Genomic DNA, 26,986 nt, shown 5'->3' on the forward strand with positions numbered 1-26,986 from the left:
GTCGTCCTCACCACTGTTCTGCCCACCGCGCGCGTCGCACTCACGTTTCCCCGGCAGGGGGACGGTCGTTGGGACCCACGTGAGACAGGTTGCGAGGCGCGCACGGCGCGCAGGGGCCGCGCTGGCCGCGGCGGTGACATGGGCGGGCCTGCTGGCCGGGGCGTCCGGCTGCTCCGCCGACGGGCCCGAGGGATTCATGGGGAAGCCGCGCTCGCCCGCGGACGCGATCCGGGTGTCGCCCGGTGACGACAGCAAGGGGATCAAGCCGGAGGAACGCATCGAGGTCAAGGTCCCCGACGGCCGTCTGGAGTCGGTGAAGGTCGTCCGGACGCAGGACGCGCAGGAGTTCGACGTGCCGGGCCGCATCGACGAGGACGGCCTGACCTGGCGCCCCGTCGACGACGGACCGCTCACCCTGGCCTCCACCTACGAGGTAGACGCCGTCGCCCTGGACGGTCACGGCCGCCGCTCGGCCCGGCACACCACCTTCCGCACGCTCGTCCCCGACGAGCGCTTCATCGGCTACGTCGCGCCGGAGAACCGCGCGACGGTCGGCACCGGCATGATCGTCTCCCTGGAGTTCAACCGGGAGATCGAGAACCGCGACGCCGTCCAGCGCGCCATCCGCGTCACCGCGCACCCGGACGTGGAGATCCGCCCGCACTGGTTCGGCAAGAGCCGCGTCGACTTCCGCCCGGAGAAGTACTGGAAGCCCGGCACCAAGGTGACCGTCGGCCTCCGGCTGCGCGACGTCGAGGCCGCCCCCGGGATCTACGGCCTCCAGGACAAGAGCTTCTCGTTCACCGTCGGCCGCCAGCAGGTGTCCCTGGTGGACGCCGCCGAACACACCATGGAGGTCCGCAGGGACGGCGAGCTGGTCTCCACCGTGCCGATCACCGCGGGCGCCCCCAAGACCACCACGTACAACGGGAAGATGGTCGTCACGGAGATGCTGGAGGTGACCCGGATGAACAGCCGTACCGTCGGCTTCGGCGGCGAGTACGACATCCCCGACGTCCCGCACGCGATGCGCCTGACGACCTCCGGCACCTTCCTGCACGGCAACTACTGGTCGCCGGACGCTCCCGGCAACACCAACGTCAGCCACGGCTGTGTGGGCCTGCGCGACGTGAAGGGCGGCAGCTCGAAGACGCCCGCCGGCTGGTTCTTCGACCGGAGTCTGATCGGGGACGTCGTCGAGGTGGTCAACAGCAATGACAGGAAAGTCGCTCCTGACAACGGCCTCGGCGGCTGGAACATGGAGTGGAAGGACTGGGTGAAGAACGGCTGAACCGCCGGGTGGTCGTGAGGTGATCCCCGGGTGTCCGGCCGGGTGTCACCGAGTGATCATGATCCGCCCGCACCCCAGGGGCAGTTGGAACGGAACGGTGACATTGGCGGGGCGCCGACGCCGGGAACCGTGTGATTGTCTAGCGCTTGCGCGTGTCCTAAACGCGCAGGTGCACTGGGGTGCGGGCTCGGATCGGGCCCGGCGAGGGGAGACGACAATCGTGAACGGGCGACCGATATCGGGGGCGTCGGTGGGTGCGCGGGTGCGCGCGCGGCGACGGGGCGCCAGGGGACTGACGGCAGTGGTGTCGGGGGCGACGCTGCTGTTCGTCGCGGCATGCGGGGGCGGCTCGGACTCGGGCGGCGAGGGTGACGGCAAGGGCGAGGCGGACAAGAACGCCCCCTCCGCGGCCGTCGTGACGATAGCCCCCAAGGACGGCGCGGACTCGGTGGCCACCAGCGGCGCCCTGAAGATAGGCGCCGCGAAGGGCAAGCTCTCCGAGGTGAAGGTCGAGGACAGCAAGGGCAACCCGGTCCCCGGCAGGATCACGGCGGGCGGCACCGCGTGGAAGCCCGCGCACCACCTCGCCTCCGCCACGAAGTACAAGGTCCACGCGGTGGCCAAGGACGCCGACGGCCGCGCGTCCGCCAAGGACACCGCCTTCACCACGCTGACCCCGAAGAACACCTTCATCGGCCAGTTCAACCCGGAGGACGGCTCCACGGTCGGCGTCGGCATGCCGTTCTCGGTCAACTTCACCCGCGGCATCACCGACCCGGAAGCCGTCGAGAAGGCCATCGAGATCAAGACCGAGCCGTCCGTGCCCGTCGAGGGCCACTGGTTCGGCAACGACCGCCTGGACTTCCGCCCGGAGAAGTACTGGAAGTCCGGTACCAAGGTCACCGTCAAGCTCAACCTCGACGGCGTCGAGGGCCGCCCCGGCGTCTACGGCAAGCAGGCCAAGACCCTGAACTTCACGATCGGCCGCAGCCAGGTCTCCACCGTCGACGCCAAGACGCACCAGATGAAGGTCGTCCGCGACGGCAAGCAGATCAAGAAGATCCCGATCACCGCGGGCGCCCCCGGCACCACCACGTACAACGGCGAGATGGTCATCAGCGAGAAGCTGCAGGTGACCCGGATGAACGGCGAGACCGTCGGCTTCGGCGGCGAGTACGACATCAAGGACGTCCCGCACGCCATGCGGCTCTCCACCTCCGGCACGTTCCTCCACGGCAACTACTGGTCGGGCGGCGCCTTCGGCAACACCAACGCCAGCCACGGCTGCATCGGCCTGAGCGACGTGCGCGGCGGCTACAGCAAGAAGACGCCCGCCGGCTGGTTCTTCGAGAAGTCGATGATCGGTGACGTGGTCGTCGTGAAGAACTCCGCGGACAAAACGATCCAGCCCGACAACGGCCTGAACGGCTGGAACATGTCCTGGGAGCAGTGGAAGGCCTAGTCCCGCCACCGCTCCACGCACGGCCCGGCGCACTGTGACCAAGTGCACCGGGCCTTTCGGCGTTAACCCCCGCTAACGTGCCTGTCATGACTGCACACCTCGAAGTCGCCGAAGGCGTCGGCACGATCCGACTCGACCGCCCCCCGATGAACGCCCTGGACATCGCCACCCAGGACCGCCTCAAGGAGCTCGCCGAAGAGGCGACCCGCCGCGACGACGTACGCGCGGTGGTCATCCACGGCGGCGAGAAGGTGTTCGCGGCCGGCGCGGACATCAAGGAGATGCAGGCCATGGACCACGCGGCCATGGTCGTGCGCTCCGGGGCCCTGCAGGAGTCGTTCACCGCCGTGGCCCGCATCCCCAAGCCGGTCGTCGCCGCCGTCAACGGCTATGCGCTCGGCGGCGGTTGCGAGCTGGCGCTCTGCGCCGACTTCCGGATCGCCGCGGACAACGCCAAGCTCGGCCAGCCGGAGATCCTGCTCGGCGTCATCCCCGGCGCGGGCGGCACCCAGCGCCTGGCCCGTCTGATCGGCCCGTCCAAGGCCAAGGACCTCATCTTCACCGGCCGCCACGTGAAGGCCGACGAGGCGCTGACCATGGGCCTCGTCGACCGCGTCGTCCCCGCCGCCGAGGTGTACGAGCAGGCGCACGCCTGGGCCGCGCGGCTCGCCCGGGGCCCGGCCATCGCGCTGCGCGCCGCCAAGGAGTCCGTCGACGCCGGCCTGGAGACCGACATCGACACCGGCCTGGCCATCGAACGCACATGGTTCGCGGGCCTGTTCGCGACCGAGGACCGCGAGCGGGGCATGCGCAGCTTCGTCGAGGAGGGTCCGGGCAAGGCGAAGTTCATCTGAACTGGCCTTGATCCAGGCTCAGTTGACGCCAAGGGGGCGGCGGGCGGGCCGGCGTGTCCCTCGAAGGGGCGGATTGTGAGCGGCTTGACGGATCCTTGGGCATCCGCGCTCCCGGGCCCCCCGCGATCATGCGTAGACGGGTGGTCATCGCAGGTCAGGGTCGATTCCGCAGCGCTTCCCTGCCAGTGGCATATGTCAACACGGCCCCCCGGAATGGTTGGTTCCGGGGGGCTTATTCCGCCGGAACGGCCCCGCGCGGCGCCTCGGGCGGCCATGATGGGGGCATGGCGGGGCTGGAGGGTTATGAACGGCCGCGGCGGCGGGGCGGTGCGACCGCGGCCCGGTGGTCGCCGGCGGTGGAGGACGAACACGCGCTCAAGGCGCTCGAGTTGTTCGGCAACCCCACGGACGCGGAGGTGCCGCTCCCCTCGCGCCCGGAGTCCGCGGCCATCGCGCGCCGCCTCGCCCAGGTCGTCGTCCTCCGCCACTGGGGCCTCTCCCCGAAGCTCACCGAGGACGTCGTCCTCCTCGTCTCCGAACTCGTCGGGAACGCCGTGCGGCACACCGGCGCCCGGATCTTCGGCCTGCGCATGCAGCGGCGGCGCGGCTGGGTCCGCGTGGAGGTCCGCGACCCCTCGCGCGGGCTGCCCTGCCTGATGCCGGTCCACGAGATGGACCTGAGCGGCCGCGGCCTGTTCCTCGTCGACAAGCTGTCCGACCGGTGGGGCGTGGACCTGCTGCCGCGCGGCAAGACGACATGGTTCGAGATGAGGGTCGCCGACCGCTGACGGACGCGGTCCGGATACGCGAAAGCCCCCGGCGGCCGTGTTCGGCGCGAGGGGGCCTTCGTGAAGCGGCGTGGAGATCGGGGTGTGATCCACGGCCGCCGGGACGACCTGAGCCCGGGTCAATGGGGGTCGTGTCCCCGACTATGGCAGACGGGCGTCGACGATCCAAAGCGGCATGTCCATCGATAAGCGGGCAAACCATGACAGTTTAGAGGTGAATCCTTGGTGAGATGGGACACCTGCCTGGTAAACGCTGGTTAAGCGGCGGCTGTGACAGGCGATACGCAAGGCCCTGGCGACCGGCCGCGGCCCCTGGGTGCCGACCCGTCACCACCCCGAAGCGGGCAATAAGCATCTTTCGCCTGTTTTTCCCATTAAATGGGCGGGTGATCGAGACCGACCGCCGCAGAGCCCTGTGCGCGGGCGCCGGCCTACTCGCCGCGGGCGCGCTCACCACCGGGTGCGCCGCGACCGGCCCCGCCCCCGCCCCCGACCGACCGCCCGCACCCGAGTCGCCCGGCCCACCGGGCAAGGCCCGCCGCCCCGCCCCCGCGGCCCCCGCGCCGCGCCGCTTTCCCGGCCTGCCCGCCCAGATCACCCACGGCCCCCGCACCCGCCCCCAGGTCGCGCTCACCTTCCACGGCCAGGGCGACCCGGCCATCGCGAAGGCGGTGCTCACCGAGGCGGAGAAGGCGGGCGCCAAGGTCACCGTGCTCGCCGTCGGCAGCTGGCTCGACGCCCACCCGGACATGGCACGGCGCATCCTGGACGGCGGCCACGACCTGGGCAACCACACCCTCCACCACCTCGGCATCAACGACATGCCGGAGGCCGACGCCTACGCCGAGATCACCGGCTGCGCGGACCGGCTGCGCCGCCTCACCGGCTCCATCGGCACCTGGTTCCGCCCCTCGCGCACCCCCACGGCGACCCCCCTCGTCGAACGCCTCGCCCACCGCGCGGGCTACCCGCACGTCCTCTCCTACGACGTCGACTCCCTGGACTTCACCTCGCCGGGCGCCCCGGCCGTCACCCGCACGATCGCGGGCGAGATCCGCGCGGGGTCCGTCGTCAGCCTGCACTTCGGGTACGCGGACACGGTCGCCGCGCTCCCCGCCGTCCTGAAAGAACTGGAACGCCGCGGCCTGCGCGCGGTCACGACCACGGAGCTGCTGACCTGATGTCCCAGAAACACAACCTCACCAAGCGCACCGCGGCCGTGCTCGCCGCCGGCGCCGCGCTCGCCGTCCTCGCCGGCTGCGGCGGCGACCAGCACGCCGACGAGGCCCTCGGCACCGAGGGGGTGCGCAAGCCCGCCAAGCCGAAGACGGCCCCCGGCCTGCCCGGCATGCCGCCCGTCCTCGACCCGAAGGACGTCTATGCCGCCGACCGGCCGAACGCCCTGCAGCCCGTGACGAAGAAGTTCCTGAACCGGGTCTACGTGCCCAACACCAACTCCAACACGGTCTCGGTCATCGACCCCGAGAAGTACGAGGTCGTCAAGACCATCAAGGTCGGCAACCAGCCCCAGCACGTCGTCCCCTCCTGGGACATGAAGACGCTGTGGGTCAACAACGACCTCGGCGACAGCCTCACCGCGATCAATCCCGTCACCGGCAAGGAGGGCCGCACGGTCGAGGTCTCCGACCCCTACAACCTCTACTTCACGCCGAACGGCAAGCACGCCATCGTGATGGCGTCCATGGACCGCGAGCTCGTCTTCCGCGACCCCAAGACCATGAACCGGGTCAAGACCGTCCCGGTGACCTGCGCGGGCGTCAACCACGCCGACTTCTCCATGGACGGCCGCTACTTCATCGTCTCCTGCGAGTTCTCCGGCGAGCTGCTGAAGGTCGACACCGAGAAGATGGAGGTCGTCGGCCAGCAGAAGATCCCGTTCAAGGGCGCGATGCCGCAGGACGTGAAGCTGTCGCCGGACGGCAAGACCTTCTACGTCGCCGACATGATGGCGCACGGCGTGTGGGTCCTGGACGGCAAGAAGTTCACCAAGCCGAAGCTGCTGCCCACCGGCAAGGGCTGCCACGGCCTGTACGTGAGCCGCGACTCCAAGGAGATGTTCATCTCCAACCGCGGCGAGGGCACCATCTCCGTCTTCGACTTCACCAAGAACAAGCTCACCAAGAAGTGGAAGCTCCCGCAGGGCGGCAGCCCCGACATGGGCGGCGTCTCGGCGGACGGCAACACGCTCTGGCTGTCCGGGCGCTACGACTCCGAGGTGTACGCCATCGACACCCGCACCGGCGTCCAGCTGGCCCGCATCCCGGTCGGCGACGGACCGCACGGCCTCGCCGTCTACCCCCAGCCGGGCCGCTACTCGCTCGGGCACACCGGGATCTTCCGTTGAACGATTGATGGTTGACGGTTCACCGCGGCCGACAACGGGCACCAAACGGGCAGTTCAGGAAGTCCAGGAAGTTCAGGCCTCCTGCCTTCCCCCCACCCCCTGGAGGCGCCCGTGATCCGTGGCATCGACGTGAGCTCGCACCAGTCGACCTTCGACACGGACGGCCTCTCCTTCGTCTTCATCAAGGCGACGGAGGGCCGTTCGTACATCAATCCGAAACTGGCCGCCCAGACGAAGCTCGCCCGCGACGGCGGGTGCGTGGCCGGCTTCTACCACTTCCTGTGGCCGGGGAACATCACCGCCCAGGCGGAGTACTTCGTGAGCAAGGCGCCGGAGAAGGCCGGCGACCTGCTGGCGGTCGACTGGGAGACGACCGGGGACGGGACGCGCGCCAGCAACGCGGAGAAGGACCGCTTCATCCGCGAGGTGAAGCGGCTGCGCCCCCAAAACCGGGTCCTGCTCTACTGCAACCGCGACTTCTGGTTGAACCGGGACACCACGTCCTACGCGGGCGACGGACTGTGGATCGCCGACTACGTGACGGCGGGCAAGCCGCGCATTCAGGCGAAGTGGACGATCCATCAGTACACGTCGACGCCGCTGGACAAGGACGTGGCCGCGTTCGCGAGCGAGGCCGTGATGCGGGACTGGGCCACGCTCTGACGTCCCCGGCCGGGTGGCTCAGGCGCGCCACTCCGCGGTGCGCTCCCGCGACGCGGCGTCCAGCGCCGCGCGGATCTCGTCCACGCCGCCGGTGTGGCCGTACACGGGGGTTCCGGGCTGCTGACGCCAGGAGTCGTCCTGGCCGCCGTTGTCGACGGTGTCGAAGCCGAGCTCGTCGATGAGGTCACGGACGACCTTCTTCGCGGCCTCGTCGTCACCGGAGACGGGCAGGGCGACACGGCCCGGGGCGCCCTGGGGGAGCGGCTTGTCGCGGATGTCCTGGGCGTAGGTGCCGTTGAACGCCTTGATCACGGAGTGACCGATCTGCCGCTCGGTCCAGCGGCTCTCGGTCAGCCCCTCCTCGATCTCGGCGATCCTCCCGTCGCGCTGCTGCGGGTAGTAGTTGCCGGTGTCGATGACGGCGACGCCGTCGGCCGCGCCGTCGAGGAACCCCGCGGGCAGGTCGGGCACGGCCTTGAGCGGGACCGTCACGACGACGACCTGCGCGCCGTTCGCCGCCTCGGCGGCGGTGACGGGCTTCGCGCCGGTCTCGTCGGCGAGGGCGGTGAGGGTGTGCGGGCCGCGGGAGTTGGCGACGGACACGTCGTGGCCGAGGGCGGTGAGGCGACGGGTGAGGTTGCCGCCGATGTTGCCCGCGCCGATGATGCCGATCTTCATGACTGACCTGACCTTCCGGAGTTCCGCTGTCTTAACGGAGGCAACCTCCGGAATGGCCGGGGTATTCCGGGCGGGCGCCGGCGATCGGGGCGGGGTTCTCGGGTCGCCGGCGTCCCGGGGTGCTGTGCCTACTTGTTGACGCTGGCCATCAGGTCCTTGGTCTGCTTCTCGACGACGGGGACGAGGCCGGCGACGACGTCGACGCCGTCGTTGGCCACGTCGCCCACCGGCACGGGGTTGCTCTGCGAATGGCTCTCCTGCGCCTGGGCCGCACCGGAGAAGGACAGGGCGGCACCCGCGAGGGCGACGGCGGCGAGGACGCGCTTGGTGTTGTTCGTCATGGCCTGCCAACGATCACCCCCAGCGCGGGTCACGGGCGGCCCCACGCACCTCACGGGCCACACCGGTCGTGCCGGGGCCGGGTCTCGTGCGGCATCTGGCGGGCGGGCCTAAGCGCGGGCGCGCAACAGGGTGAGTGTGGCGTCGAGTTCCTCCTGGGCCACCCGGGCCGCCCGTTCCGCGTCCCTCGCCTCGACGGCGGCCACCAGGGCGGCGTGCGCGGCGTCCCCGTGGTTCGCCTCCTCGGCCCGTACGTCGGTGAGTTCGAGCAGGTCGACCAGGCCGGTGCGCAGGGCGGGTGCGAACTCCGCGAAGAGGTCGGTGAGCACGGGGTTGTGCGCCGCCGCCACGACCGCCGCGTGCAGGGCGATGTCGGCGTCCACGAACGCGGGGTCGGCCCCGGCGGCGGCTGCCCTGCGGCCGTCGAGCGCGGCCCGCATCGCCGCGAGGTCCTCGTCGGTGCGGCGCAACGCCGCGAGCCGCGCCGCCTGGACCTCCACCAGCATGCGCACCTCGTACACGTCGGCGACCGCCGCGCGCCGCAGCCGGGCCGGCCAGTCCGCGACCGGCTCCGTCGCGATCACGAAGACCCCGGCGCCCTGCCGGGACCGCACGAGGCCCGCGCCGGCGAGCGCGCGCAGGGCCTCGCGGAGGGTGGAGCGGCCCACGCCGAGTTCCTGGGCGAGGGTCGTCTCGCCGGGCAGCCTGGTGCCGACCGGCCAGGTGCCGTCGGTGATCTGCTCGCGGAGCCGGGCGGTGGCCTGTTCGACGAGGGGGCTGGGGCGTACGGAGCCGAGCGGCATGGGGTGGGCCTTGGGCCTTTCGGGCGGGAGTACGGCGTCGGGGTACGGGCCGAACTTGTCTGAGGAGTACTTGTCTGAGGAGCTGATGTGTGGCTAGTGTAGCCCCATGATCTTCCGCGGTCTCCTTCTTCTCGGCTGCCGCGGCGGGGCCTGAAGCGACCGGCACCCCGCCGCGGGGTGCCGTGCTGCCGGTCCGCCGACCGAGCTCAGGAGCAGGAGAACCCCGCATGAACCCCGTCACCGCCCCCGGCATCCCCGGCCCCGGCACCCCCGTCGACGGCGTCCCCGGCCCCACGTACGACTGGAATCCGCAGCGCCCCGGCCCCATGCCGCACCACCGCTACCGCCCCTACCAGGATCGGGTCACCGTCCCCGGCGCGCGGCGGAGTTGGCCGGACGCCCGGTTCGAGCGCGCCCCCCTGTGGGTGCCCGTCGATCTGCGCGACGGCAATCAGGCGCTGGCCGAACCGATGGACACCGAGCGCAAGCGCCGCTTCTTCGACCTGCTGGTCTCGATGGGGTTCAAGGAGATCGAGGTCGGCTACCCCTCGGCCAGCAGGACCGACTTCGACTTCGTGCGGGACCTGGCCGGGCGGGCCGCGCGCGGCGAGCTGCCCGAGGACGTGACCGTCGTCGTCTTCACCCCCGCCAGGTCCGAACTGATCGACCGCACCTTCGCGTCGATCGACGGGCTGCCGCGCGCCGTCGTGCACCTGTACATCCCCACCTCGCCCGTCTGGCGCGACACCGTGCTCGGCCGGTCGAGGGCCGAGGTGCGCGCCGTGGCCCGGGAGGCCGCGGCGCACATGGCGCGGCTCGCCGACGAGCGGCCGCACGCCGACATCAGGTTCCAGTTCGCGCCGGAGACGTTCAACCTCACCGAGCCCGACTACGTCCTGGAGGTCTGCGACGGGCTGACCGAGCTGTGGGACGCGAGCCCCGACCGGCCCGTGACGCACAACCTGCCGGCCACCGTCGAGATCGCCAGCCCGAACGTGTACGCCGACCAGATCGAGTACATGCACCGCCACCTCGCCCGCCGCGACTCCGTCGTCCTCTCCGTCCACCCGCACAACGACCGCGGCACCGGCGTCGCCTGCGCCGAGCTCGCCGTCCTGGCGGGCGCCCAGCGCGTCGAGGGCTGTCTGTTCGGCAACGGTGAGCGGACGGGCAACGTCGACCTGGTGACGCTCGCCCTGAACCTGTACGCCCAGGGCGTCGACCCCATGGTCGACTTCTCCGACATCGACACCGTGCGCGAGGTCGTCGAGCACTGCAACCGGCTGCCCGTGCACCCCCGCCACCCCTACGCGGGGGACCTCGTGCACACCGCGTTCTCCGGCACCCATCAGGACGCCATCAGCAAGGGCTTCGCCCAACATGCCCGGCGGGCGGCCGAGTTGGGTGTCCCGGAGCGTGAGGCGCCGTGGGAGGTGCCGTATCTGCCGATCGACCCGGCGGACATCGGCCGCAGCTACGAGGCCGTCATCCGCGTCAACTCCCAGTCGGGCAAGGGCGGCATGGCGTATCTGCTGCAGACGCGGCACGGTCTCGACCTGCCGCCGTCCCTGCGCCCCGACTTCTCGCGCGTGGTGCAGGAGGCCACCGACGACAGCGGCCGGGAGGCGACGGCGAAGGAGCTGTACGAGCTGTTCCTGGCGACGTACGTCGTGCCGGGCCGGGACGGCGAGGTGGGCCTGAGCTCCTGGACCACCGACCGGGCCCCGGGCGGCGCCCACCGCTTCGTCTGCACCCTGCGGGTGGGGGAGCGGGCCGGGGACTTCGAGGGCGTGGGCAACGGCCCGCTGTCCGCCTTCGTCGACGCCCTGGCCGCCGCCGGGATCACCGTCGGCATCCTGGACTACGCCGAGCACGCCGTGCGCGAGGGCGACGGCAGCGAGGCGGTCGCGTACGTACGGTGCCGGGTCGGCGACGTCGACCGCTGGGGCGCGGGCCTGGACACCTCGATCCTGACCGCCTCGGTGCAGGCCGTCCTCGCCGCGGTGAACCGGGCGGATGCCGGCCGATGACCGCCATCCCGCCCGGCGGCGACCCGGCCGCCCCCCTCCTGCACGCCGACCGCGTCACCGTCGTCCGTGACGGGCGGCCCATCCTGGAGGACGTCACCTTCACCGTCCGCCCCGGCGAGCACTGGGCGCTGCTCGGCGCGAACGGCGCGGGCAAGTCGACCCTGCTCGGCCTCTGCGGCGCCGTCACCCACCCCACGCGCGGCACGGTCGAGGTGCTCGGCCGCCGCCTCGGCACCGTCGACCTGCGCGAGCTGCGGGCCTACGTGGGCCATGTGAACCCGCGCCATCCGCTGCGCTCGCCGCTGCCGGTCCGCGAGGTGGTCCTCACCGGCCTCACCAACAGCATCGCGACGGTGCCGCGGTGGCGGCCCACCCCCGGGCAGGAGGAGCAGGCCGACCGGCTCATCGCCCTGCTCGGCCTCGCCCACCGGTCCGAAGACCGCTGGCCCACGCTGTCCCAGGGCGAGCGGGCCCGCACGCTCATCGCGCGGTCGCTGATGCCGAGCCCGCGCCTGGTCCTGCTCGACGAGCCGGCCACCGGCCTGGACCTCGCCGGGCGCGAACGCCTCCTCGACAGCCTCGACACCCTGCGCGAGGCCCACCCGGAGCTCGCCACCGTGCTGGTCACGCACCACCTGGAGGAGCTGCCCGCGGGCACCACGCACGCGCTGCTGCTGCGCGACGGGCGCGCCCTCGCCTCCGGGACCGTCGACGAGGTGCTGACGGGCGACCAGGTCGGCACGTGCTTCGACCACCCCGTCCGGCTGGAGCGCAGGGACGGGCGGTGGAGCGTGCGCACCAGCCGCTGACGCGCCCCGGCGGGGGAGCGGGCGGGTACGGCGAAGGGCCCGGCGCGCCATCGTGCGCCGGGCCCTTGTCGTCCGCCGGACCTACTTGTTCAGGCTCGCCCAGAACTCGTCGAAGGAGAGGCGCTTGTCCGCGTTGGTGTCCTTCGAGCCGATCACGGCTTCGGCCACCGCCTCGGTCTGGTAGAAGTCGCCCATCCTGGCCATGGCGCTCTTCCACTCGGCTGCCGTGATGAAGCCGTCGCCGTCCGCGTCGAACTGCTCGAACGTCTTGCGCGCTTCCTCGATGTCCGCCACCGGATCCACCCCTTCTTCGTGCACTACTGACGGGGGTCAGGGTAGCGGGAGCCCCGGCGCGTGCCCCTCGCGGGGATTGGTCGCCGGGCGGTGGAGCGGGACGGCGGCCGTACCCGTCTTCCCAGGGCGAGCACATCGAACCTGGGAGCGACCCGTTGAACCCCGTCCACCCCCGCCGCCGGTCTTGGCGGGACGCAGGCCGCCCGCTCGCCCTCGCCCTGTCCGCCCTCACCGCCGCCGCACTCACCGGCTGCACCGCGCCGGGTGAGGCCGCCCCGGACGACGGAAAGACGGCCCCGCGCCCCGAGCTCCAGCGGTTCTACGGGCAGCGGCTGGCCTGGAAGAGCTGCGGCGACCTGCGCTGCGCCCGCCTCACCGTCCCTCGGGACTACGCCCGCCCTGACGACGGCAAGACCTTCGTGCTGCCGGTGGTGAAGGCGCAGACGGCCGACCCGGACCGGCGCATCGGCTCGCTCGTCTACAACCCGGGCGGACCGGGCGCCTCCGGCGTGAGCGACCTGAAGGCGGACGGCGGCGAGGCGTTCACCGCGCGGCTCCGCGCCCGCTTCGACATCGTCTCCTTCGACCCGCGCGGCGTCGGCGGCAGCGTCCCCGCGGTCTCGTGCGCGGAGACGGACGAGGAGGAGACCGACGAGGGCGAGGGCCCCGAGCCCCTCACCCCCCGCACCCCGGCCGACCGCGCCCGCGCGGTGGCCGAAGCCGACGGGCAGGCCGCAGCCTGCGTGCGGGGCAGCCGCGCCGTCCTGCCGCACGTCGGCACCGTGGACGCGGCCCGCGACCTGGACGTCCTGCGCGCCGCGCTCGGCGACCGCAGGCTGACCTATCTCGGCTGGTCGTACGGCACGAGCCTCGGCACGTCGTACGCCGAGCAGTTCCCGCACCGGGTCCGTGCCCTGGCCCTGGACGGCGCCGTGGACCCCGCCCTGGACTGGCGGCAGCGCGCGCTGAGCCAGGGTGCCGGGTTCCGCAGGGCGGTCGACGACTACGCGGAGTACTGCGCCGACATCGCGGGCGACAGCTGCCCCGGCTCGACCCCGGCGGAGATAGCGGCGCTGCTCGACGGGGTGTACGCGCGGGCGGCCCGCGCGCCGCTGCCGGTCACCGACGAGGAGTTGCACGAGGTCGACGCCCGGACGGTGCTCGACGTCGTCACGGCCACGATGTACAGCCCGGAGGACGACTGGGAGGAGCTGTCGCGGGCGCTGGAGGCGGCGGACGACGGCGACGGGACGCGGCTCGCCCGCATGGCCGAGTCGGACTCCCCGGCCACGGAGTCCCGCCGTACGCACCGCCCCCGTTCCCGGGCCGCCGCCGAGAACGACGACGACGCCATCGTCGCCGTCAGCTGCCTCGACGTGCCCCACCCGCGCACGGAGGCGCCGTACTGGAAGGCCCTCGGCGCCGCCGAGAAGACGGCGGGCAGTTATGGGACGACGAGCGTGCTCGACGAGCTGACCTGCAAGGACTGGCCCACGGGGCCCGGCGCGGGACACCCGCACCGGGTCCGGGCCGACGGGGTGGCGCCGGTCCTGGTCATCGGCACCACGGGCGACCCGGCCACCCCGTACGAGGAGGCCGAGAGCCTGGCCGGGCAGTTCCCGGGCGGCATGCTCCTGACGTACGACGACGTCGGCCACACCGCCTACGGGCGCGGCGGCCGCTGTGTCTCGGACGCCGTCGACGCCTACCTCATCGAACGGAAACGGGTCCGCCCCGGCGCGACCTGCTGACGCGCACCGAGGGGCGGACCCGCACCGGGGTCAGCACTCGATGATGTTGACCGCGAGGCCGCCCCGCGCCGTCTCCTTGTACTTGACGCTCATGTCGGCGCCGGTCTCCTTCATGGTCTTGATGACCTTGTCGAGGGAGACCTTGTGCGAGCCGTCGCCGCGCAGCGCCATCTTCGCGGCGGTCACGGCCTTCACGGCCGCCATGCCGTTGCGCTCGATGCACGGGATCTGCACGAGGCCGCCGACCGGGTCGCAGGTCAGGCCGAGGTTGTGCTCCATGCCGATCTCGGCGGCGTTCTCCACCTTGGAGGGGGAGCCGCCCATCACCTCGGCGAGGGCGCCCGCCGCCATCGAGCAGGCGGAGCCGACCTCGCCCTGGCAGCCGACCTCGGCGCCGGAGATCGAGGCGTTCTCCTTGAAGAGCATGCCGATGGCGCCGGCCGCGAGCAGGAAGCGGACCACGCCCTCCTCGTCGGCGCCCGGGACGAAGTTCATGTAGTAGTGCAGGACCGCGGGGATGATGCCCGCGGCGCCGTTCGTCGGGGCGGTCACGACGCGGCCGCCCGCGGCGTTCTCCTCGTTCACGGCCATCGCGTAGAGGGTGATCCACTCCATCGCGCGGGCCTGCGGGTCGCCCTCGGCGCGCAGCTGGCGGGCGGAGTTGGCGGCGCGGCGGCGGACCTTCAGGCCGCCGGGCAGGATGCCCTCGCGGGACATGCCGCGGGACACGCAGGCCTGCATCACGCGCCAGATGTCCAGGAGCCCCTCGCGGATCTCCTCCTCCGTGCGCCAGGCCTTCTCGTTCTCCAGCATCAGCGCGGAGATGGACAGGCCGGTCTCCTCGGCGCGGCGCAGCAGCTCGTCGCCGGTGCGGAAGGGGTGCTTGAGGACGGTGTCGTCCGGCACGATCGGGTTGGCGCCCTCGACGGCGTCCTCGTCGACCACGAAGCCGCCGCCCACGGAGTAGTACGTCTTCTCCAGGACGAGGGCGCCCTCACGGTCGTACGCGAAGATCGTCATGCCGTTGGCGTGGTACGGCAGGGCCTTGCGGCGGTGCAGGACCAGGTCCTCGTCGAAGTCGAAGTCGATCTCGTGCACGCCGAGCAGGTTGATGCGGCCGCTGCTCTTGATCTCGTCCACGCGGTCGTCGGCGCTCTCCACGTTCACCGTGCGCGGCGACTCGCCCTCCAGGCCGAGCAGGACGGCCTTGGGGGTGCCGTGGCCGTGGCCGGTCGCGCCGAGCGAGCCGTACAGCTCGGCCCGTATCGCGGCGGTGTGGGCCATGAGGCCCTCGTTCTTGAGGCGCCCGGCGAACATCCGGGCGGCGCGCATCGGACCGACCGTGTGGGAGCTGGACGGGCCGATGCCGATCGAGAACAGGTCGAAGACCGAGATGGCCACGGGAAACTCCAAGGGTGGTTGGTAGACGCCGTTGTCTGCCGGGGTGGAGCAGAAGTACAAGGCGGTGCGGAACTGCGGGACCACGAGCGGGTCACGTGGTGCGGGGCACCCCGCTCACTGTCCAGTGTGCGGGGTGCCCCGACGTTTCGTACGTACGAACAAAAGCGTACGAACAAAAGGGTACGAAACTCAGCCCAGGCCGGGGTACAGCGGGTGCTTGTCGGCCAGTGCGGTGACGCGGGCCTTCAGGGCGTCCGCGTCGAAGCCCGGCTTGAGGGCCTCGGCGATGATGTCGGCGACCTCCCGGAAGTCCTCCTCCTGGAAGCCGCGCGTCGCGAGCGCCGGCGTGCCGATCCGCAGGCCCGAGGTGACCATCGGGGGGCGCGGGTCGTTCGGGACGGCGTTGCGGTTGACCGTGATGCCGACCTCGTGGAGGCGGTCCTCGGCCTGCTGGCCGTCGAGCTCGGAGTCGCGCAGGTCGACCAGGACCAGGTGCACGTCCGTGCCGCCGGAGGCCACGCCGACGCCGGCGGCCTTGGCGTCGTCCTGCACCAGGCGCTCGGCCAGGATGCGGGCGCCGTCCAGGGTGCGCTGCTGGCGCTCCTTGAAGTCGTCCGATGCGGCGACCTTGAAGGAGACGGCCTTGGCGGCGATCACGTGCTCCAGCGGGCCGCCCTGGAAGCCGGGGAAGACCGCGGAGTTCAGCTTCTTCGCGAACTCCTTGTCGCGGGCGAGGATGATGCCGCCGCGCGGGCCGCCGAGCGTCTTGTGCGTGGTGGAGGTGACCACGTCGGCGTACGGCACCGGGTTGGGGTGCAGTCCGGCGGCGACGAGCCCGGCGAAGTGCGCCATGTCGACCCACAGCTTGGCGCCGACCTCGTCGGCGATGCGGCGGAACTCGGCGAAGTCCAGCTGACGCGGGTAGGCGGACCAGCCCGCGATGATCACCTTCGGGCTGTTCTCCTTGGCCAGGCGCTCGACCTCGGCCATGTCGACCAGGCCGGCCTCGTCCACGTGGTAGGCGACCACGTTGAACTGCTTGCCGGAGAAGTTCAGGCGCATGCCGTGGGTGAGGTGCCCGCCGTGCGCGAGGTCCAGGCCGAGGATCGTGTCGCCGGGCTGGGCGATGGCGAACAGGGCGGCCTGGTTGGCGGAGGCGCCGGAGTGCGGCTGGACGTTGGCGTACTCGGCGCCGAACAGGTCCTTGACCCGCTCGATCGCGAGTCGCTCGGTCACGTCGACGTGCTCACAGCCGCCGTAGTAACGGCGGCCGGGGTAGCCCTCGGCGTACTTGTTGGTGAGGACGGTGCCCTGGGCCTCCATGACGGCGACCGGAGCGAAGTTCTCCGAGGCGATCATTTCCAGGGTGGACTGCTGGCGGTGGAGCTCGGCGTCGACGGCGGCGGCGACGTCCGGGTCCAGCTCGTGGAGGGGGGTGTTGAGAAGCGACATCACGCGATCCCTAACGGTGTGGGTCAGCCGGCGGCGAAGGCGGTGTACTCATCGGCGGAGAGCAGGTCGCCCGGCTCGTCCGTGATGCGCACCTTGAACAGCCAACCGCCCTCGAACGGGGCGGAGTTGACCAGCGAGGGGTCGTCGACCACGTCCTGGTTGGCGGCGACGACCTCGCCGTTCACCGGGGAGTAGAGGTCGCTGACCGACTTGGTCGACTCCAGCTCACCGCAGGTCTCGCCCGCGGTCACCGTGTCGCCGACCTCCGGAAGCTGCACGAAGACGACGTCACCGAGCGCGTTCGCGGCGTGCTCCGTGATGCCGATCGTCGACACGCCCTCCTCGGCGGCCGACAGCCACTCGTGCTCCTTGCTGTAACGCAGCTGCTGGGGGTTGCTCATGACCTGAATTCTCCTGTACGCGGGTGGGTGCTGCGGAACGGGGACGGTGTGCGGGGGGTCACGTACGGCACCGGGTGCCGTACCGCCCCCCGGGGCATCACTTCTGGCGCTTGTAGAACGGCAGGGCCACGACCTCGTACGGCTCGTGGGTGCCGCGGATGTCCACGCCGACGCCCTGGGTGCCCGGGGCGGCGTGCTCGGCGTCGACGTACGCCATGGCGATCGGCTTGCCCAGCGTCGGGGACGGGGCGCCCGAGGTGACCTCGCCGATCACCTTGCCGTCGGCGACCACCGGGAAACCGGCGCGCGGCACCCGGCGGCCCTCGGCGACCAGGCCGACGAGCTTGCGCGGCGGCGCGGTCTCGGCGCGCTCGGCGGCGGCCGCGAGGGCGGCGCGGCCCACGAAGTCCCCGGCGTTCTCGCTCTGCCAGGTCTTCTCGAACTTCACGACCCGGCCGAGGCCCGCGTCGAACGGCGTCAGGCCGGCGGTCAGCTCATGCCCGTACAGCGGCATGCCCGCCTCCAGGCGCAGCGTGTCGCGGCAGGAGAGGCCGGCCGGGACCAGGCCGGCCGGCGTGCCCGCCTCCAGCAGCGCGCCCCACAGCTTCTCCGCGTCGCCGGGGGAGACGAAGAGCTCGAAGCCGTCCTCGCCGGTGTAGCCGGTGCGGGCGATCAGCGCGGGCACACCCGCGACGGTGCCCGGCAGGCCCGCGTAGTACTTCAGACCGTCCAGGTCGGCGTCGGTGAGCTGCTTCAGGATGCCGGAGGACTCCGGGCCCTGGACGGCGAGCAGCGCGTACGCGTCCCGGTCGTCGCGGACCTCGGCGTCGAAGCCGTCGGCGCGGGCGGTCAGCGCGTCGAGCACGACCTGCGCGTTGGAGGCGTTGGCGACCACCATGTACTCGGTCTCGCCGAGGCGGTAGACGATCAGGTCGTCCAGGATGCCGCCGTCCTCGGCGACGATCATGGTGTAGCGGGCGCGGCCGACGCCGACCGAGCCGATGTTGCCGACCAGCGCGAAGTTCAGGAAGTCGACGGCCTCGGCGCCGGTGACGGTGATCTCGCCCATGTGGGAGAGGTCGAAGAGACCGGCCTTGGTGCGTACGGCGTTGTGCTCGTCGCGCTCGCTGGCGTACCGCAGCGGCATGTCCCAGCCCGCGAAGTCGGTCATGGTCGCGCCGAGCGTCCGATGCACGGCGTCGAGGGCGGTCAGACGGGGGGCAGTGCTCATGAAGGGAACTCCCAGGGCATGACGGGCGAGGTCGATCCTCCCCATCTGTCATCGGAACCTGAGAGGTTCGCCGGGAGCGTCCCGCGATGCGGGACGCACGGCTTGCACCTTGGGTGGGACCGCCGGGGCGGCCCGCTTTTCAGATGTGCCTCGCCCGCGCGGTACGGGGCCTGAGAGATTCAAGGGAGGGACTTGCTCCTTCGGCGCCCCGGGCGGCACAGCGTCTGCTGGTCCCGGAGACTCTCCCGCGCGGATTCAAACGGCCGGTATGGAGTTGGCGGGCACATCATTGCACGCGACCCTGTCCGGGGGGACCCGTGACCGGCCGCGGATCGCGCGGCCCGAGCACGGTTGTGCCGCATTACCTTCTCTTTACACTTGACGGGGAAGCAGTACGTGACCGCTATGGGGAGGCCGATCACGGTGCGCAGCAGGACAGGTGTCTTCGCCACGACCACGGGGGTGGCGCTGCCCAAGCAGGTCGCCGCCCCGGCCTCCGAGAGCTGCGGCCCGCTTCCCGTGGCCGTCGTCCGCGACCTGCGCCGGCGCTCCGGCCACAGCCCGCACCGCCTCACCTTCGGCGCGGGCGACCTGGTCGTCGTCTCCGGGCTGCCCGGCGGGGGCAAGTCGACCCTCATGCGGCAGGCCGTCACCGGCCCCCGCGTCGACTCCCAGGACACCCGCGACCGCTGGGCCGGCCGCATGCCGCGCCTGCTCCCGTACGTGCTCTACCGCCCCCTGGTCCGCCTCGCGCACTACGCCGGGCTGCGCCGCACCCTGCGCTCCGGGGCGAGCGTCGTGGTGCACGACTGCGGCACCCAGCCGTGGGTGCGCCGCTGGCTCGCCCGCGAGGCGGTCCGGCGCGGCGCCGCCCTGCACCTGCTGTTGCTCGACGTGCCGGTGGACACCGCGCTCGCGGGCCAGCGCGAGCGCGGCCGCGGCGTCTCCCGGTACGCCTTCGCACGCCACCGCAGGACGGTCGGCCGGCTCCTCGGCGCCGCCGAGCGCGGCGACCTGCCGCGCGGCTGCGGCTCCGCGGTGCTCCTGGACCGGGCGGCGGCCCAGGTCCTGCGGGGGATCGCCTTCGACGGCCGACCCGCCCGGCGTTAGGGTTCGAGCCGCAGGCAGAGCGGTCGCGAGCAGGGGTTGGACAGATGGACTTTCCGGCGCAGGCATACGCCCATCCGTACGCGGGATGGCCGGGCAACGAACTGGAGGAGGTCCTCGCGGCCTCCCTCGGCGCCGCGGAATCGGCGGGCGGCCGGATCGTGGAGGTCCTTGGCCGCAGCCAGATATGGATCCCGCTGCCGTACGGCGGCGGCCCCGACAGCGGCACCCTCGACCTGCCGACCCTGGAGATCGACGGCCAGGCGTACGTCCCGGTCTTCACCTCCGAGCAGCAGTTCCGCCAGGCGCTCGGCGCCGCCGCCGACCGCATGGGCCGCACGGTGGCGCCCGCCGTGGAGTTCGCCCGCGGCCTGCCCCCGCAGCTGGGCATCGCGCTGAACCCCGACGGCACCGTCGGCGCCCCGCTGCCGCCGGCCGCCGTCGCCGAGCTCTGCAGGACCGGCCGCTCCGCACTGGACGGACCCGCCACCGGCGGCCGCGTGCGGCTCTACGAGCCGGACTGGCAGGAGGAGCCGGTGGACTTCCTGGCCGCCGCGGGCCGCGAGTTCGAGGCGAGCGGGGTCGTGCTCACCGCCCGCCGCTGCCTGGCGAACGTCGAGACCGACGACCCGACGCTCTTCGTCGGCGTCGAACTCGCCACCTGGGAGGGCAACGCCCGCGACCTGCCCATGGAGGCGCTCGGCCGCGCCCTCGGACAGGTCCCCCTCCCGTGGGCGGTGAACCTCGTGCTGCTCGACGTGGCGCAGGACCCGGTGGGGGACTGGCTGCGGGCCCGGGTGCGGCCCTTCTACCGGCGCGCCGGCTGAGGCCGGGCGGCGCGCCGGGAGCGGCGGGCCGGGGCCGGGGGCCCCGTACGACGGGACCCGAGGTGTCGTACGTCAAGTCCGCGCCGGGATCGCCGCTTAAGCTGGTTCCATGACCCGGTCGGGGCGCATCCGTGCCCGGACGGCGGGGTTCTCGGTCAGTTGTCGGGCAGTCGGGTGCGAAGCGAAGGGGCGGTTACGGGTGAGTGCGTCGGGCACGGCCGCGGACGATGGGGCCTCCCCTGCTCGAGCGGAGTCGCGGGCTCCGGGGAAGGTCGAGCAGCTGCTGCACCAGGTGACCCCGGGGCGCTACGACGCCTACGAGGCGCTGCTTCGCGCCCTCGCCGCCGACCAGGTGTGGATGCTGCTCTGGCACGGCCAGGCCGGATCCCCCGACGCCCAGTACGGGAACATGGAGGTCGAAGGCCTCGGCTACGCCCCCTGTGTGACCTCCGCCCAGGAGCTCTCCGCCAGTGGCTGGAACCGCAGTTACGAGGTGGTGCGCGGCACCGACATCGCCCGCACCCTCTACCCCGACCACTACGGCCTCTGGCTCAATCCGCACGCGCCGGGCGGCGGTGTCGGCATCCCGTGGCTGGATCTGCGCCGTATCGCCACCGGCCTCGACCTGCTGCCCGCGGGACCCCTCCGGCTCACCGAACCGAGCATCGAGATCCCGCAGTTCTACGCGCTCCTGACGCAGAACGCGCACCGCACCCCGGTGGTCCGCTCGCTGCGCCGCGCCTGGGTGCAGCCCGCGCTCGGGGCGCCGTATCTGGCCATCGGCCTCGACGTGTACGACACCTCTCCGCCGTCCGTCGACGCCGTGCGGACGATGATGCAGCAGTCCATCCCCGCCGTCCCCGAGGGCCTGCCGGTCTCGACGGTCGCGATGTCCGACGAGGACGACCCGGTCACGATGTGGCTCCGCGCCAACGCCCGCCCCTTCTACGACCGCGAGGCACAGCCCGCACCGGCGCCGGCCGGCGGTTACGGCTACCCGGCGCAGTACTAGCGCCACCGGCCGGCGGCCGTCGGCGTCGCTGAGCAGCGCCGACGGCCGCGATGTCCGTTGTAGTGCTGGTGGGGCCCTATGGGTGGGCGTGACGGCTTGCGCCCCAACTGCCCCGTGTTCGCCCCTCGTTCACTGGCGTCCGGATAACGGAACACCTCGATCAGCATCACGGTTGCGCATCCTTTCCCCGTCAAGTCTGGTAACAGATCGCGACGTGGATGAAGACTCCCGCTCCAAGGGGCCTTCGCCCCCATGTGTACGACGGACTGATCACGTCGCTACAGCGGCAAGTGCGGGCCGGTCACCACCGGTTGAGAGGGGTCCCTGCCACGATGACGGCACCATTGCATGACACACCTGCGGACGCGGATCCGACCGAGGACGTCGCCCCCGCAGTTGATGCAGGGGTGAAGAAGGTCGAGGGGCGGTCCCTCAAGCAGATCGCCTGGAACCGCCTGAAGCGGGACAAGGTCGCCCTGGCCGGCGGCATCACGGTGCTGGTCCTGGTGCTCGTCGCCGTCTTCGCGCCTCTGATCGTGAGCCTGCTTGGCCACCCGCCCAACGACTTCCACCAGGACAAGCTGGACGAGCTGACCGGTCTGCCCACCGGCTCGCTCGGCGGCGTGAGCGGCGACTTCCTCTTCGGCGTCGAGCCCAACAAGGGCCGCGACGTCTTCAGCCGCATCGTCTACGGTGCGCGGATCTCGCTCCTGGTGGCCTTCCTCGCGGCCATCGTCGCGGTCGCCCTCGGCACCCTCTTCGGGATCATCGCCGGCTACTTCGGCGGCTGGGTCGACGCGCTGATCAGCCGCGTGATGGACGTGCTGCTCTCGTTCCCGCAGCTGCTCTTCATCATCTCCCTCGTCTCCGTCCTCCCCGACGACCTGCTCGGTCTGGAGGGGACCAGCGTCCGCGTCGCGATCCTCGTGATGGTCATCGGCTTCTTCGGCTGGCCGTACGTCGGCCGCATCGTCCGCGGCCAGACCCTCTCGCTCCGTGAGCGCGAGTACGTGGAGGCGGCCCGCAGCCTCGGCGGCGGCAAGCGCCACATCCTCTTCCGCGAACTGCTGCCCAACCTGGTCGCGCCCATCACCGTCTACGCGACGCTGATGATCCCGACCAACATCCTCACGGAGGCAGCCCTCAGCTTCCTCGGCGCCGGCGTCAAGCCGCCGACGGCCTCCTGGGGCGGCATGCTGCGCGACGCGCTCAAGACGTACGAGCACGACCCGATGTTCATGGTCTTCCCGGGCGTCACGATCTTCATCACCGTGCTGGCCTTCAACCTCTTCGGCGACGGGCTGCGTGACGCGCTCGACCCGAAGGGGACGCGCTAGAAGGTCCCAATTGGCTTGCCCCTGCCGCATGTCAGGTGGCTTTAACCATGGTTCTCCGGCAGCACTAGGCCAGGGACCGCGATCTCGGAGGTTACGAGAAAATGCCCACAGGTTCCACGAAACGACGGCTCACCAGCGGTGCGGCCCTCGTCGTCGCGGCGCTGGTGACCACCACGGCGTGCGGCGGCGGTGACGGTGGCGACAGCGACTCGAAGGGTGCCGGCTACAACGCGGCGCTGAACAAGATCGCCAACCCTTCCAAGAAGAAGGGGGGCACGCTGAAGATGGTCGGCAAGCAGGACCTCGACTCCGCCGACCCCCAGCGTGCCTACTACGGCATGACGTGGGACTTCATGCGCTTCTACACCCGGCAGCTGGTGACCTACGACACCAAGCCGGGCAAGGCGGGCACGAAGCTGGTCCCGGACCTCGCCACCTCCACCGCGAAGATCTCCGACGACGGCAAGACCTACACGTACAAGCTGCGTGATGGCCTGACCTGGGAGGACGGCTCCAAGCTGACCTCCAAGGACATCAAGTACGGCATCGAGCGCACCTGGGCGACGGACACCATCACCGGTGGTCCGGGCTACATCCGCCAGACGCTCGACCCCAAGGGCAAGTACAAGGGCCCCTACAAGGACAAGGGCGGCCTCGACGCGATCGAGACCCCCGACGACCAGACGATCATCTTCAAACTGCCCAAGCGCAACGGCGACTTCGAGCAGTTCCTGGCCATGCCCACCGGCTCGCCGGTGAAGGAGGCCAAGGACACCAAGGCCAAGTACACCCAGCGACCGTTCTCCTCGGGCCCGTACAAGTTCAAGGAGTACAAGTCCAACAAGAAGATCGTGCTGGTCCGCAACGACAAGTGGAAGAAGTCCTCGGACCCGATCCGCGCGGCCCTGCCCGACGTCATCGACGTGACGATCTCCGCCAACCAGGAGGAGAACGACAAGAAGCTGATGGAGGGTGACTTCGACGTCGACATCAACGGCACGGGCATGACCCAGTCCGGCCGTGTCAGCGCCGTCACCGACCACCGCGGCAACGTCGACAACATGCACACGTCCTTCGTGCGCTACGTCGCGCTGATCCACAACGCCAAGCCGTTCGACAACGCGCACTGCCGCAAGGCCGTGTTCTACGCGACCGACTTCGCGAGCCTGCAGCAGACCCGCGGCGGCAAGGTCGCGGCCGGTGACATCGCCAACAGCACCTTCCCCGTGGCGATCCCGGGCTACAGCAAGTACGACCCGTACGGCGTCCTCGCGCGCAAGGGCAAGCCGGACGCCGCCAAGGCCAAGGACGAGCTGAAGCAGTGCGGCAAGCCCGGCGGCTTCACCACCAAGCTCACCGCCCGCAGCAACAACCCGGGTGAGGTCGACGCGGCCGAGGCGCTGCAGGAGGCGCTGAAGAAGGTCAACATCAACGTCCAGGTCGACTCCCTCGACGGTGCCGACACCTCCAGCATCACCGGCTCGCCGTCCGTCGTGAAGAAGCGCGGCTACGGCATGACGATGAGCGGCTGGGGCCCGGACTTCCCGTCCGGCCAGGGCTACGCGCAGCCGCTGTTCGACAGCCGCTTCCTGAACCCGACCGGCAACTACAACGAGTCGCAGATCAAGGACAAGAAGGTCGACGCCCTCTTCGACGAGGCCATCTCGAAGACCGACCCGGCCGAGGCCGGCGAGGTCTACAAGAAGCTCGACAAGAAGATCCTCGACCAGGCCGACTGGATGCCCTTCCTCTACGAGAAGAACATCACCTGGCGCGGGTCGCGGCTGACCAACGCCTACATGTCCGACGGCTACAACGGCCGTTACGACTACGCCTCGCTCGGCGTCAAGAAGTAACACCCGCCCGGGCAACCGCAGTTGATCGTTCCACCGCCGCCGCATCCCGCCAGTCCGAAGGGCAGGTGATGGCCCCGGGCGGTGGCCGGAGCTCCTCACAAGGGGGCTCCGGCCACCGCCGGGCCGCGCACAGTGCTTGCTTATCTCATCCGGCGCCTGATCGCCGTAATCATCATGGTGCTGGTCGTACTGCTCGCGACCTTCACCGTCTTCTTCATGCTGCCCAAGTGGGCGGGACAGGACATCGCCGTCCTCTTCGCCGGCAAGGCCACCGGAGCCGAGCAGATCGAAGGCATCCGGACCAAACTGGGTCTCGACGACCCGCTGCTCGTCCAGTTCTGGGAGTTCATCAAGGGCATCCCGATGGGCCGGGACTACGTCAACGGCAGTGACGTCACGCACTGCCCGGCGCCCTGCTTCGGCTACTCCTTCCGCACCGAGGCGCCCGTCTGGGAGACCCTCAAGGACGCGCTGCCCGTCACCGGCGCGCTCGCCGCGGGCGCCTGCGTCCTGTGGCTCGCCGCGGGTGTCGCCACCGGTGTCGTCTCCGCGCTCAAGCGGGGCTCCATCTGGGACCGCTCCGCGATGACCGTCGCCCTCGGCGGCGTCTCGCTCCCCGTCTTCTTCACCGGCATGATCGCGATGGGCATCTTCGTCCACAACCTCGGCTGGGTGAAGATCGCGGACAGCCTCAGTACCGACGACTCGGCGGGGGTCTGGCTCCAGACGCTGATCCTGCCGTGGATCGTGCTCGCCTTCCTCAACGCCGCGATGTACGCCCGCCTCACCCGCGCCACCATGCTGGAGGTGCTCGGCGAGGACTACATCCGCACCGCCCGGGCCAAGGGGCTCGGCGAGGCCACCGTCATCCGCAGGCACGCGCTGCGCTCCGCGATGACGCCGATCCTCACCGTCTTCGGACTCGACCTCGGCGTGCTGATGGGCGGCGCCGTGCTCACCGAGTCCACGTTCAACCTGCCGGGGCTCGGCCTCGAAGCGGTCAGGGCCATCAGCAGCAAGGACCTGCCCGTGATTCTCGGCGTGACCCTGTGCGCGGCGCTCGCGATCGCCGTGGCCAACCTCGTCGTCGACCTTATGTACGCCGTCATCGACCCGCGAGTGAGGCTGGGATGACCGAACTGTCCAAGAGCGGAGCCGCGGTGGGCGAGCCCGTCGCCGACACGGCCGCTCCCTCCGCCTTCCTCGAGGTGCGCGACCTCAAGGTGCACTTCCCGACCGACGACGGCGTGGTCAAGTCCGTCGACGGGCTCAGCTTCCAGCTGGAGAAGGGCAAGACCCTCGGCATCGTGGGCGAGTCCGGCTCCGGCAAGTCGGTGACCTCGCTCGGCATCCTCGGCCTGCACACCGCCGGCCAGTACGGCGCCCGCAAGGCGCGGATCTCCGGCGAGATCTGGCTGGACGGCAAGGAGCTGCTCGGCGCCCCCGCGGACGAGGTGCGCAAGCTGCGCGGGCGCGAGATGGCGATGATCTTCCAGGATCCGCTCTCCGCGCTGCACCCGTACTACTCCATCGGCAAGCAGATCACCGAGGCGTACCGGGTCCACAACGACGTCGACAAGAAGACCGCCCGCCGGCGCGCCATCGAGATGCTCGACCGCGTGGGCATCCCGCAGCCGGACAAGCGGGTGGACTCCTACCCGCACGAGTTCTCCGGCGGCATGCGCCAGCGCGCGATGATCGCCATGGCGCTGGTGAACAACCCCGAGCTGCTCATCGCGGACGAGCCGACCACCGCCCTGGACGTGACCGTCCAGGCGCAGATCCTCGACCTCATCCGGGATCTGCAGAAGGAGTTCGGCTCCGCCGTCATCATGATCACGCACGACCTGGGCGTCGTCGCCGAGATGGCCGACGAGCTCCTGGTCATGTACGGCGGCCGGTGCGTCGAGCGCGGCACCGCGGAGCGGGTCTTCTACGAGCCCCAGCACCCCTACACCTGGGGCCTGCTGGGCTCGATGCCGCGCATCGACCGCGAGGAGACCGAACGGCTCATCCCGGTCAAGGGCTCCCCGCCCAGCCTGATCAACCTGCCGAGCGGCTGCGCCTTCAACCCGCGCTGCCCCTACGCGGACATCCCCAAGGACCAGATCACCCGGCGCGAGCGTCCGGAGCTGCGGCTCGTGGCCGAGGGGCACTACTCGGCCTGCCACATGTCGCAGGACGAGCGCACCCGGATCTGGACCGAAGAGATTGCGCCGAAGCTGTGAACGATGA

Annotated in this window: 25 protein-coding genes and 2 riboswitches; of the genes, 17 read left to right on the forward strand and 8 right to left on the reverse strand. The window is 71.1% G+C overall.

Features of this window, described 5'->3' with window-relative positions:
• Window positions 1-196 precede the first annotated feature (196 nt).
• The 7 genes from ACZ6B8_RS33175 (at window position 197) to ACZ6B8_RS33205 (ending at window position 7,423) form a co-directional block, all read left to right on the forward strand.
• On the forward strand, window positions 197-1,291 hold the full coding sequence (locus ACZ6B8_RS33175; protein WP_471086129.1) for a L,D-transpeptidase: 1,095 nt from the start codon (window positions 197-199) through the stop codon (window positions 1,289-1,291).
• Between the two features lie 220 nt (window positions 1,292-1,511).
• Window positions 1,512-2,753 (forward strand): L,D-transpeptidase, encoded by a 1,242-nt coding sequence (locus tag ACZ6B8_RS33180; RefSeq protein ID WP_471086132.1) that lies wholly within the window; start codon window positions 1,512-1,514, stop codon window positions 2,751-2,753.
• A gap of 86 nt (window positions 2,754-2,839) precedes the next feature.
• Entirely contained in the window at window positions 2,840-3,607 is a 768-nt protein-coding gene (locus ACZ6B8_RS33185) for an enoyl-CoA hydratase/isomerase family protein (RefSeq protein WP_471609598.1), read from the forward strand.
• 128 nt (window positions 3,608-3,735) lie between these two features.
• A complete protein-coding gene (locus ACZ6B8_RS33190) occupies window positions 3,736-4,395 on the forward strand; it encodes an ATP-binding protein (RefSeq protein ID WP_471086138.1) in 660 nt (219 codons plus the stop codon).
• A 386-nt stretch (window positions 4,396-4,781) separates the two neighbouring features.
• Window positions 4,782-5,576, forward strand: coding sequence for a polysaccharide deacetylase family protein (locus ACZ6B8_RS33195; protein ID WP_471609599.1), 795 nt, complete (start codon window positions 4,782-4,784; stop codon window positions 5,574-5,576).
• Window positions 5,576-6,760, forward strand: a complete 1,185-nt coding sequence (locus tag ACZ6B8_RS33200; RefSeq protein WP_471609600.1) for a YncE family protein — start codon at window positions 5,576-5,578, stop codon at window positions 6,758-6,760. The genes ACZ6B8_RS33195 and ACZ6B8_RS33200 overlap by 1 nt, the downstream gene beginning before the upstream one ends.
• Window positions 6,761-6,871: 111 nt before the next feature.
• Window positions 6,872-7,423: a glycoside hydrolase family 25 protein gene (locus ACZ6B8_RS33205; RefSeq protein WP_471086147.1), complete on the forward strand. Its 552-nt coding sequence runs from the start codon at window positions 6,872-6,874 to the stop codon at window positions 7,421-7,423.
• A gap of 18 nt (window positions 7,424-7,441) precedes the next feature.
• Here the strand turns inward: ACZ6B8_RS33205 and ACZ6B8_RS33210 are convergent, their stop codons facing one another.
• The 3 genes from ACZ6B8_RS33210 to ACZ6B8_RS33220 form a co-directional block, all read right to left on the reverse strand.
• Window positions 7,442-8,101: an NADPH-dependent F420 reductase gene (locus ACZ6B8_RS33210; RefSeq protein ID WP_471609601.1), complete on the reverse strand. Its 660-nt coding sequence runs from the start codon at window positions 8,099-8,101 to the stop codon at window positions 7,442-7,444.
• A gap of 128 nt (window positions 8,102-8,229) precedes the next feature.
• Entirely contained in the window at window positions 8,230-8,442 is a 213-nt protein-coding gene (locus tag ACZ6B8_RS33215) for a hypothetical protein (RefSeq protein ID WP_471086153.1), read from the reverse strand.
• Between the two features lie 108 nt (window positions 8,443-8,550).
• Complete coding sequence (locus ACZ6B8_RS33220; RefSeq protein ID WP_471609602.1) at window positions 8,551-9,243, reverse strand: FadR/GntR family transcriptional regulator; 693 nt, start codon at window positions 9,241-9,243, stop codon at window positions 8,551-8,553.
• A gap of 227 nt (window positions 9,244-9,470) precedes the next feature.
• On the opposite strand from ACZ6B8_RS33220, the gene leuA reads away from it, so the two are divergent.
• Window positions 9,471-11,273, forward strand: coding sequence for a 2-isopropylmalate synthase (gene leuA, locus ACZ6B8_RS33225; protein ID WP_471609603.1), 1,803 nt, complete (start codon window positions 9,471-9,473; stop codon window positions 11,271-11,273).
• On the forward strand, window positions 11,270-12,082 hold the full coding sequence (locus ACZ6B8_RS33230) for an ABC transporter ATP-binding protein (protein WP_471609604.1): 813 nt from the start codon (window positions 11,270-11,272) through the stop codon (window positions 12,080-12,082). The genes leuA and ACZ6B8_RS33230 overlap by 4 nt, the downstream gene beginning before the upstream one ends.
• 81 nt (window positions 12,083-12,163) lie before the next feature.
• Here the strand turns inward: ACZ6B8_RS33230 and ACZ6B8_RS33235 are convergent, their stop codons facing one another.
• Window positions 12,164-12,376: an EF-hand domain-containing protein gene (locus ACZ6B8_RS33235; protein ID WP_358709394.1), complete on the reverse strand. Its 213-nt coding sequence runs from the start codon at window positions 12,374-12,376 to the stop codon at window positions 12,164-12,166.
• Window positions 12,377-12,531: 155 nt separating this feature from the next.
• On the opposite strand from ACZ6B8_RS33235, the gene ACZ6B8_RS33240 reads away from it, so the two are divergent.
• Entirely contained in the window at window positions 12,532-14,127 is a 1,596-nt protein-coding gene (locus ACZ6B8_RS33240; protein ID WP_471609605.1) for an alpha/beta hydrolase, read from the forward strand.
• A 30-nt stretch (window positions 14,128-14,157) separates the two neighbouring features.
• Here ACZ6B8_RS33240 and ACZ6B8_RS33245 read toward each other — a convergent pair whose 3' ends face one another.
• From ACZ6B8_RS33245 to gcvT, 4 genes are all read right to left on the reverse strand, one after another.
• A complete protein-coding gene (locus tag ACZ6B8_RS33245) occupies window positions 14,158-15,528 on the reverse strand; it encodes an L-serine ammonia-lyase (RefSeq protein ID WP_471609714.1) in 1,371 nt (456 codons plus the stop codon).
• Between the two features lie 189 nt (window positions 15,529-15,717).
• Window positions 15,718-16,980: a serine hydroxymethyltransferase gene (gene glyA, locus ACZ6B8_RS33250; RefSeq protein ID WP_471086167.1), complete on the reverse strand. Its 1,263-nt coding sequence runs from the start codon at window positions 16,978-16,980 to the stop codon at window positions 15,718-15,720.
• Window positions 16,981-17,003: 23 nt separating this feature from the next.
• Window positions 17,004-17,381: a glycine cleavage system protein GcvH gene (gene gcvH, locus ACZ6B8_RS33255; RefSeq protein ID WP_471086169.1), complete on the reverse strand. Its 378-nt coding sequence runs from the start codon at window positions 17,379-17,381 to the stop codon at window positions 17,004-17,006.
• A 97-nt stretch (window positions 17,382-17,478) separates the two neighbouring features.
• Window positions 17,479-18,612, reverse strand: a complete 1,134-nt coding sequence (gene gcvT, locus ACZ6B8_RS33260; RefSeq protein ID WP_471609606.1) for a glycine cleavage system aminomethyltransferase GcvT — start codon at window positions 18,610-18,612, stop codon at window positions 17,479-17,481.
• Between the two features lie 35 nt (window positions 18,613-18,647).
• A riboswitch (glycine riboswitch) is annotated at window positions 18,648-18,761 on the reverse strand.
• Window positions 18,762-18,870: riboswitch (glycine riboswitch) on the reverse strand. It lies immediately after the preceding riboswitch.
• 159 nt (window positions 18,871-19,029) lie between these two features.
• Here gcvT and ACZ6B8_RS33265 point away from each other — a divergent pair.
• The 7 genes from ACZ6B8_RS33265 to ACZ6B8_RS33295 all read left to right on the forward strand — a co-directional run bounded on the left by ACZ6B8_RS33265 (window position 19,030) and on the right by ACZ6B8_RS33295 (window position 26,979).
• Window positions 19,030-19,722, forward strand: coding sequence for an AAA family ATPase (locus tag ACZ6B8_RS33265; protein WP_471086803.1), 693 nt, complete (start codon window positions 19,030-19,032; stop codon window positions 19,720-19,722).
• A 44-nt stretch (window positions 19,723-19,766) separates the two neighbouring features.
• Entirely contained in the window at window positions 19,767-20,546 is a 780-nt protein-coding gene (locus ACZ6B8_RS33270; protein WP_471609607.1) for an enhanced serine sensitivity protein SseB, read from the forward strand.
• 199 nt (window positions 20,547-20,745) lie between these two features.
• Window positions 20,746-21,558, forward strand: coding sequence for an enhanced serine sensitivity protein SseB C-terminal domain-containing protein (locus ACZ6B8_RS33275; protein WP_471086178.1), 813 nt, complete (start codon window positions 20,746-20,748; stop codon window positions 21,556-21,558).
• A 332-nt stretch (window positions 21,559-21,890) separates the two neighbouring features.
• A complete protein-coding gene (locus ACZ6B8_RS33280) occupies window positions 21,891-22,895 on the forward strand; it encodes an ABC transporter permease (RefSeq protein WP_362373856.1) in 1,005 nt (334 codons plus the stop codon).
• Window positions 22,896-22,996: 101 nt separating this feature from the next.
• Window positions 22,997-24,751, forward strand: coding sequence for an ABC transporter substrate-binding protein (locus ACZ6B8_RS33285; RefSeq protein ID WP_471086182.1), 1,755 nt, complete (start codon window positions 22,997-22,999; stop codon window positions 24,749-24,751).
• A gap of 132 nt (window positions 24,752-24,883) precedes the next feature.
• On the forward strand, window positions 24,884-25,885 hold the full coding sequence (locus ACZ6B8_RS33290; protein ID WP_362373859.1) for an ABC transporter permease: 1,002 nt from the start codon (window positions 24,884-24,886) through the stop codon (window positions 25,883-25,885).
• Window positions 25,882-26,979, forward strand: a complete 1,098-nt coding sequence (locus tag ACZ6B8_RS33295) for an ABC transporter ATP-binding protein (RefSeq protein WP_471086186.1) — start codon at window positions 25,882-25,884, stop codon at window positions 26,977-26,979. Before ACZ6B8_RS33290 ends, ACZ6B8_RS33295 begins: the two co-directional genes overlap by 4 nt.
• Window positions 26,980-26,986 lie beyond the last annotated feature (7 nt).

It is taken from the genome of Streptomyces sp. NPDC041122 (assembly GCF_055592445.1).

What these genes read in the sequence shown, in the direction of transcription:
- ACZ6B8_RS33230 (WP_471609604.1), top strand. Translation starts at nt 11,270, where the DNA reads ATGACCGCCATCCCGCCCGGCGGCGACCCGGCCGCCCCCCTCCTGCAC.
- ACZ6B8_RS33175 (WP_471086129.1), top strand. Translation starts at nt 197, where the DNA reads ATGGGGAAGCCGCGCTCGCCCGCGGACGCGATCCGGGTGTCGCCCGGT.
- ACZ6B8_RS33190 (WP_471086138.1), top strand. Translation starts at nt 3,736, where the DNA reads ATGCGTAGACGGGTGGTCATCGCAGGTCAGGGTCGATTCCGCAGCGCT.
- ACZ6B8_RS33280 (WP_362373856.1), top strand. Translation starts at nt 21,891, where the DNA reads ATGACGGCACCATTGCATGACACACCTGCGGACGCGGATCCGACCGAG.
- ACZ6B8_RS33220 (WP_471609602.1), bottom strand. Translation starts at nt 9,243, where the DNA reads ATGCCGCTCGGCTCCGTACGCCCCAGCCCCCTCGTCGAACAGGCCACC.
- ACZ6B8_RS33200 (WP_471609600.1), top strand. Translation starts at nt 5,576, where the DNA reads ATGTCCCAGAAACACAACCTCACCAAGCGCACCGCGGCCGTGCTCGCC.
- leuA (WP_471609603.1), top strand. Translation starts at nt 9,471, where the DNA reads ATGAACCCCGTCACCGCCCCCGGCATCCCCGGCCCCGGCACCCCCGTC.
- gcvH (WP_471086169.1), bottom strand. Translation starts at nt 17,381, where the DNA reads ATGAGCAACCCCCAGCAGCTGCGTTACAGCAAGGAGCACGAGTGGCTG.
- ACZ6B8_RS33210 (WP_471609601.1), bottom strand. Translation starts at nt 8,101, where the DNA reads ATGAAGATCGGCATCATCGGCGCGGGCAACATCGGCGGCAACCTCACC.
- ACZ6B8_RS33270 (WP_471609607.1), top strand. Translation starts at nt 19,767, where the DNA reads ATGGACTTTCCGGCGCAGGCATACGCCCATCCGTACGCGGGATGGCCG.
- ACZ6B8_RS33295 (WP_471086186.1), top strand. Translation starts at nt 25,882, where the DNA reads ATGACCGAACTGTCCAAGAGCGGAGCCGCGGTGGGCGAGCCCGTCGCC.
- ACZ6B8_RS33185 (WP_471609598.1), top strand. Translation starts at nt 2,840, where the DNA reads ATGACTGCACACCTCGAAGTCGCCGAAGGCGTCGGCACGATCCGACTC.
- gcvT (WP_471609606.1), bottom strand. Translation starts at nt 18,612, where the DNA reads ATGAGCACTGCCCCCCGTCTGACCGCCCTCGACGCCGTGCATCGGACG.
- ACZ6B8_RS33215 (WP_471086153.1), bottom strand. Translation starts at nt 8,442, where the DNA reads ATGACGAACAACACCAAGCGCGTCCTCGCCGCCGTCGCCCTCGCGGGT.
- ACZ6B8_RS33285 (WP_471086182.1), top strand. Translation starts at nt 22,997, where the DNA reads ATGCCCACAGGTTCCACGAAACGACGGCTCACCAGCGGTGCGGCCCTC.
- glyA (WP_471086167.1), bottom strand. Translation starts at nt 16,980, where the DNA reads ATGTCGCTTCTCAACACCCCCCTCCACGAGCTGGACCCGGACGTCGCC.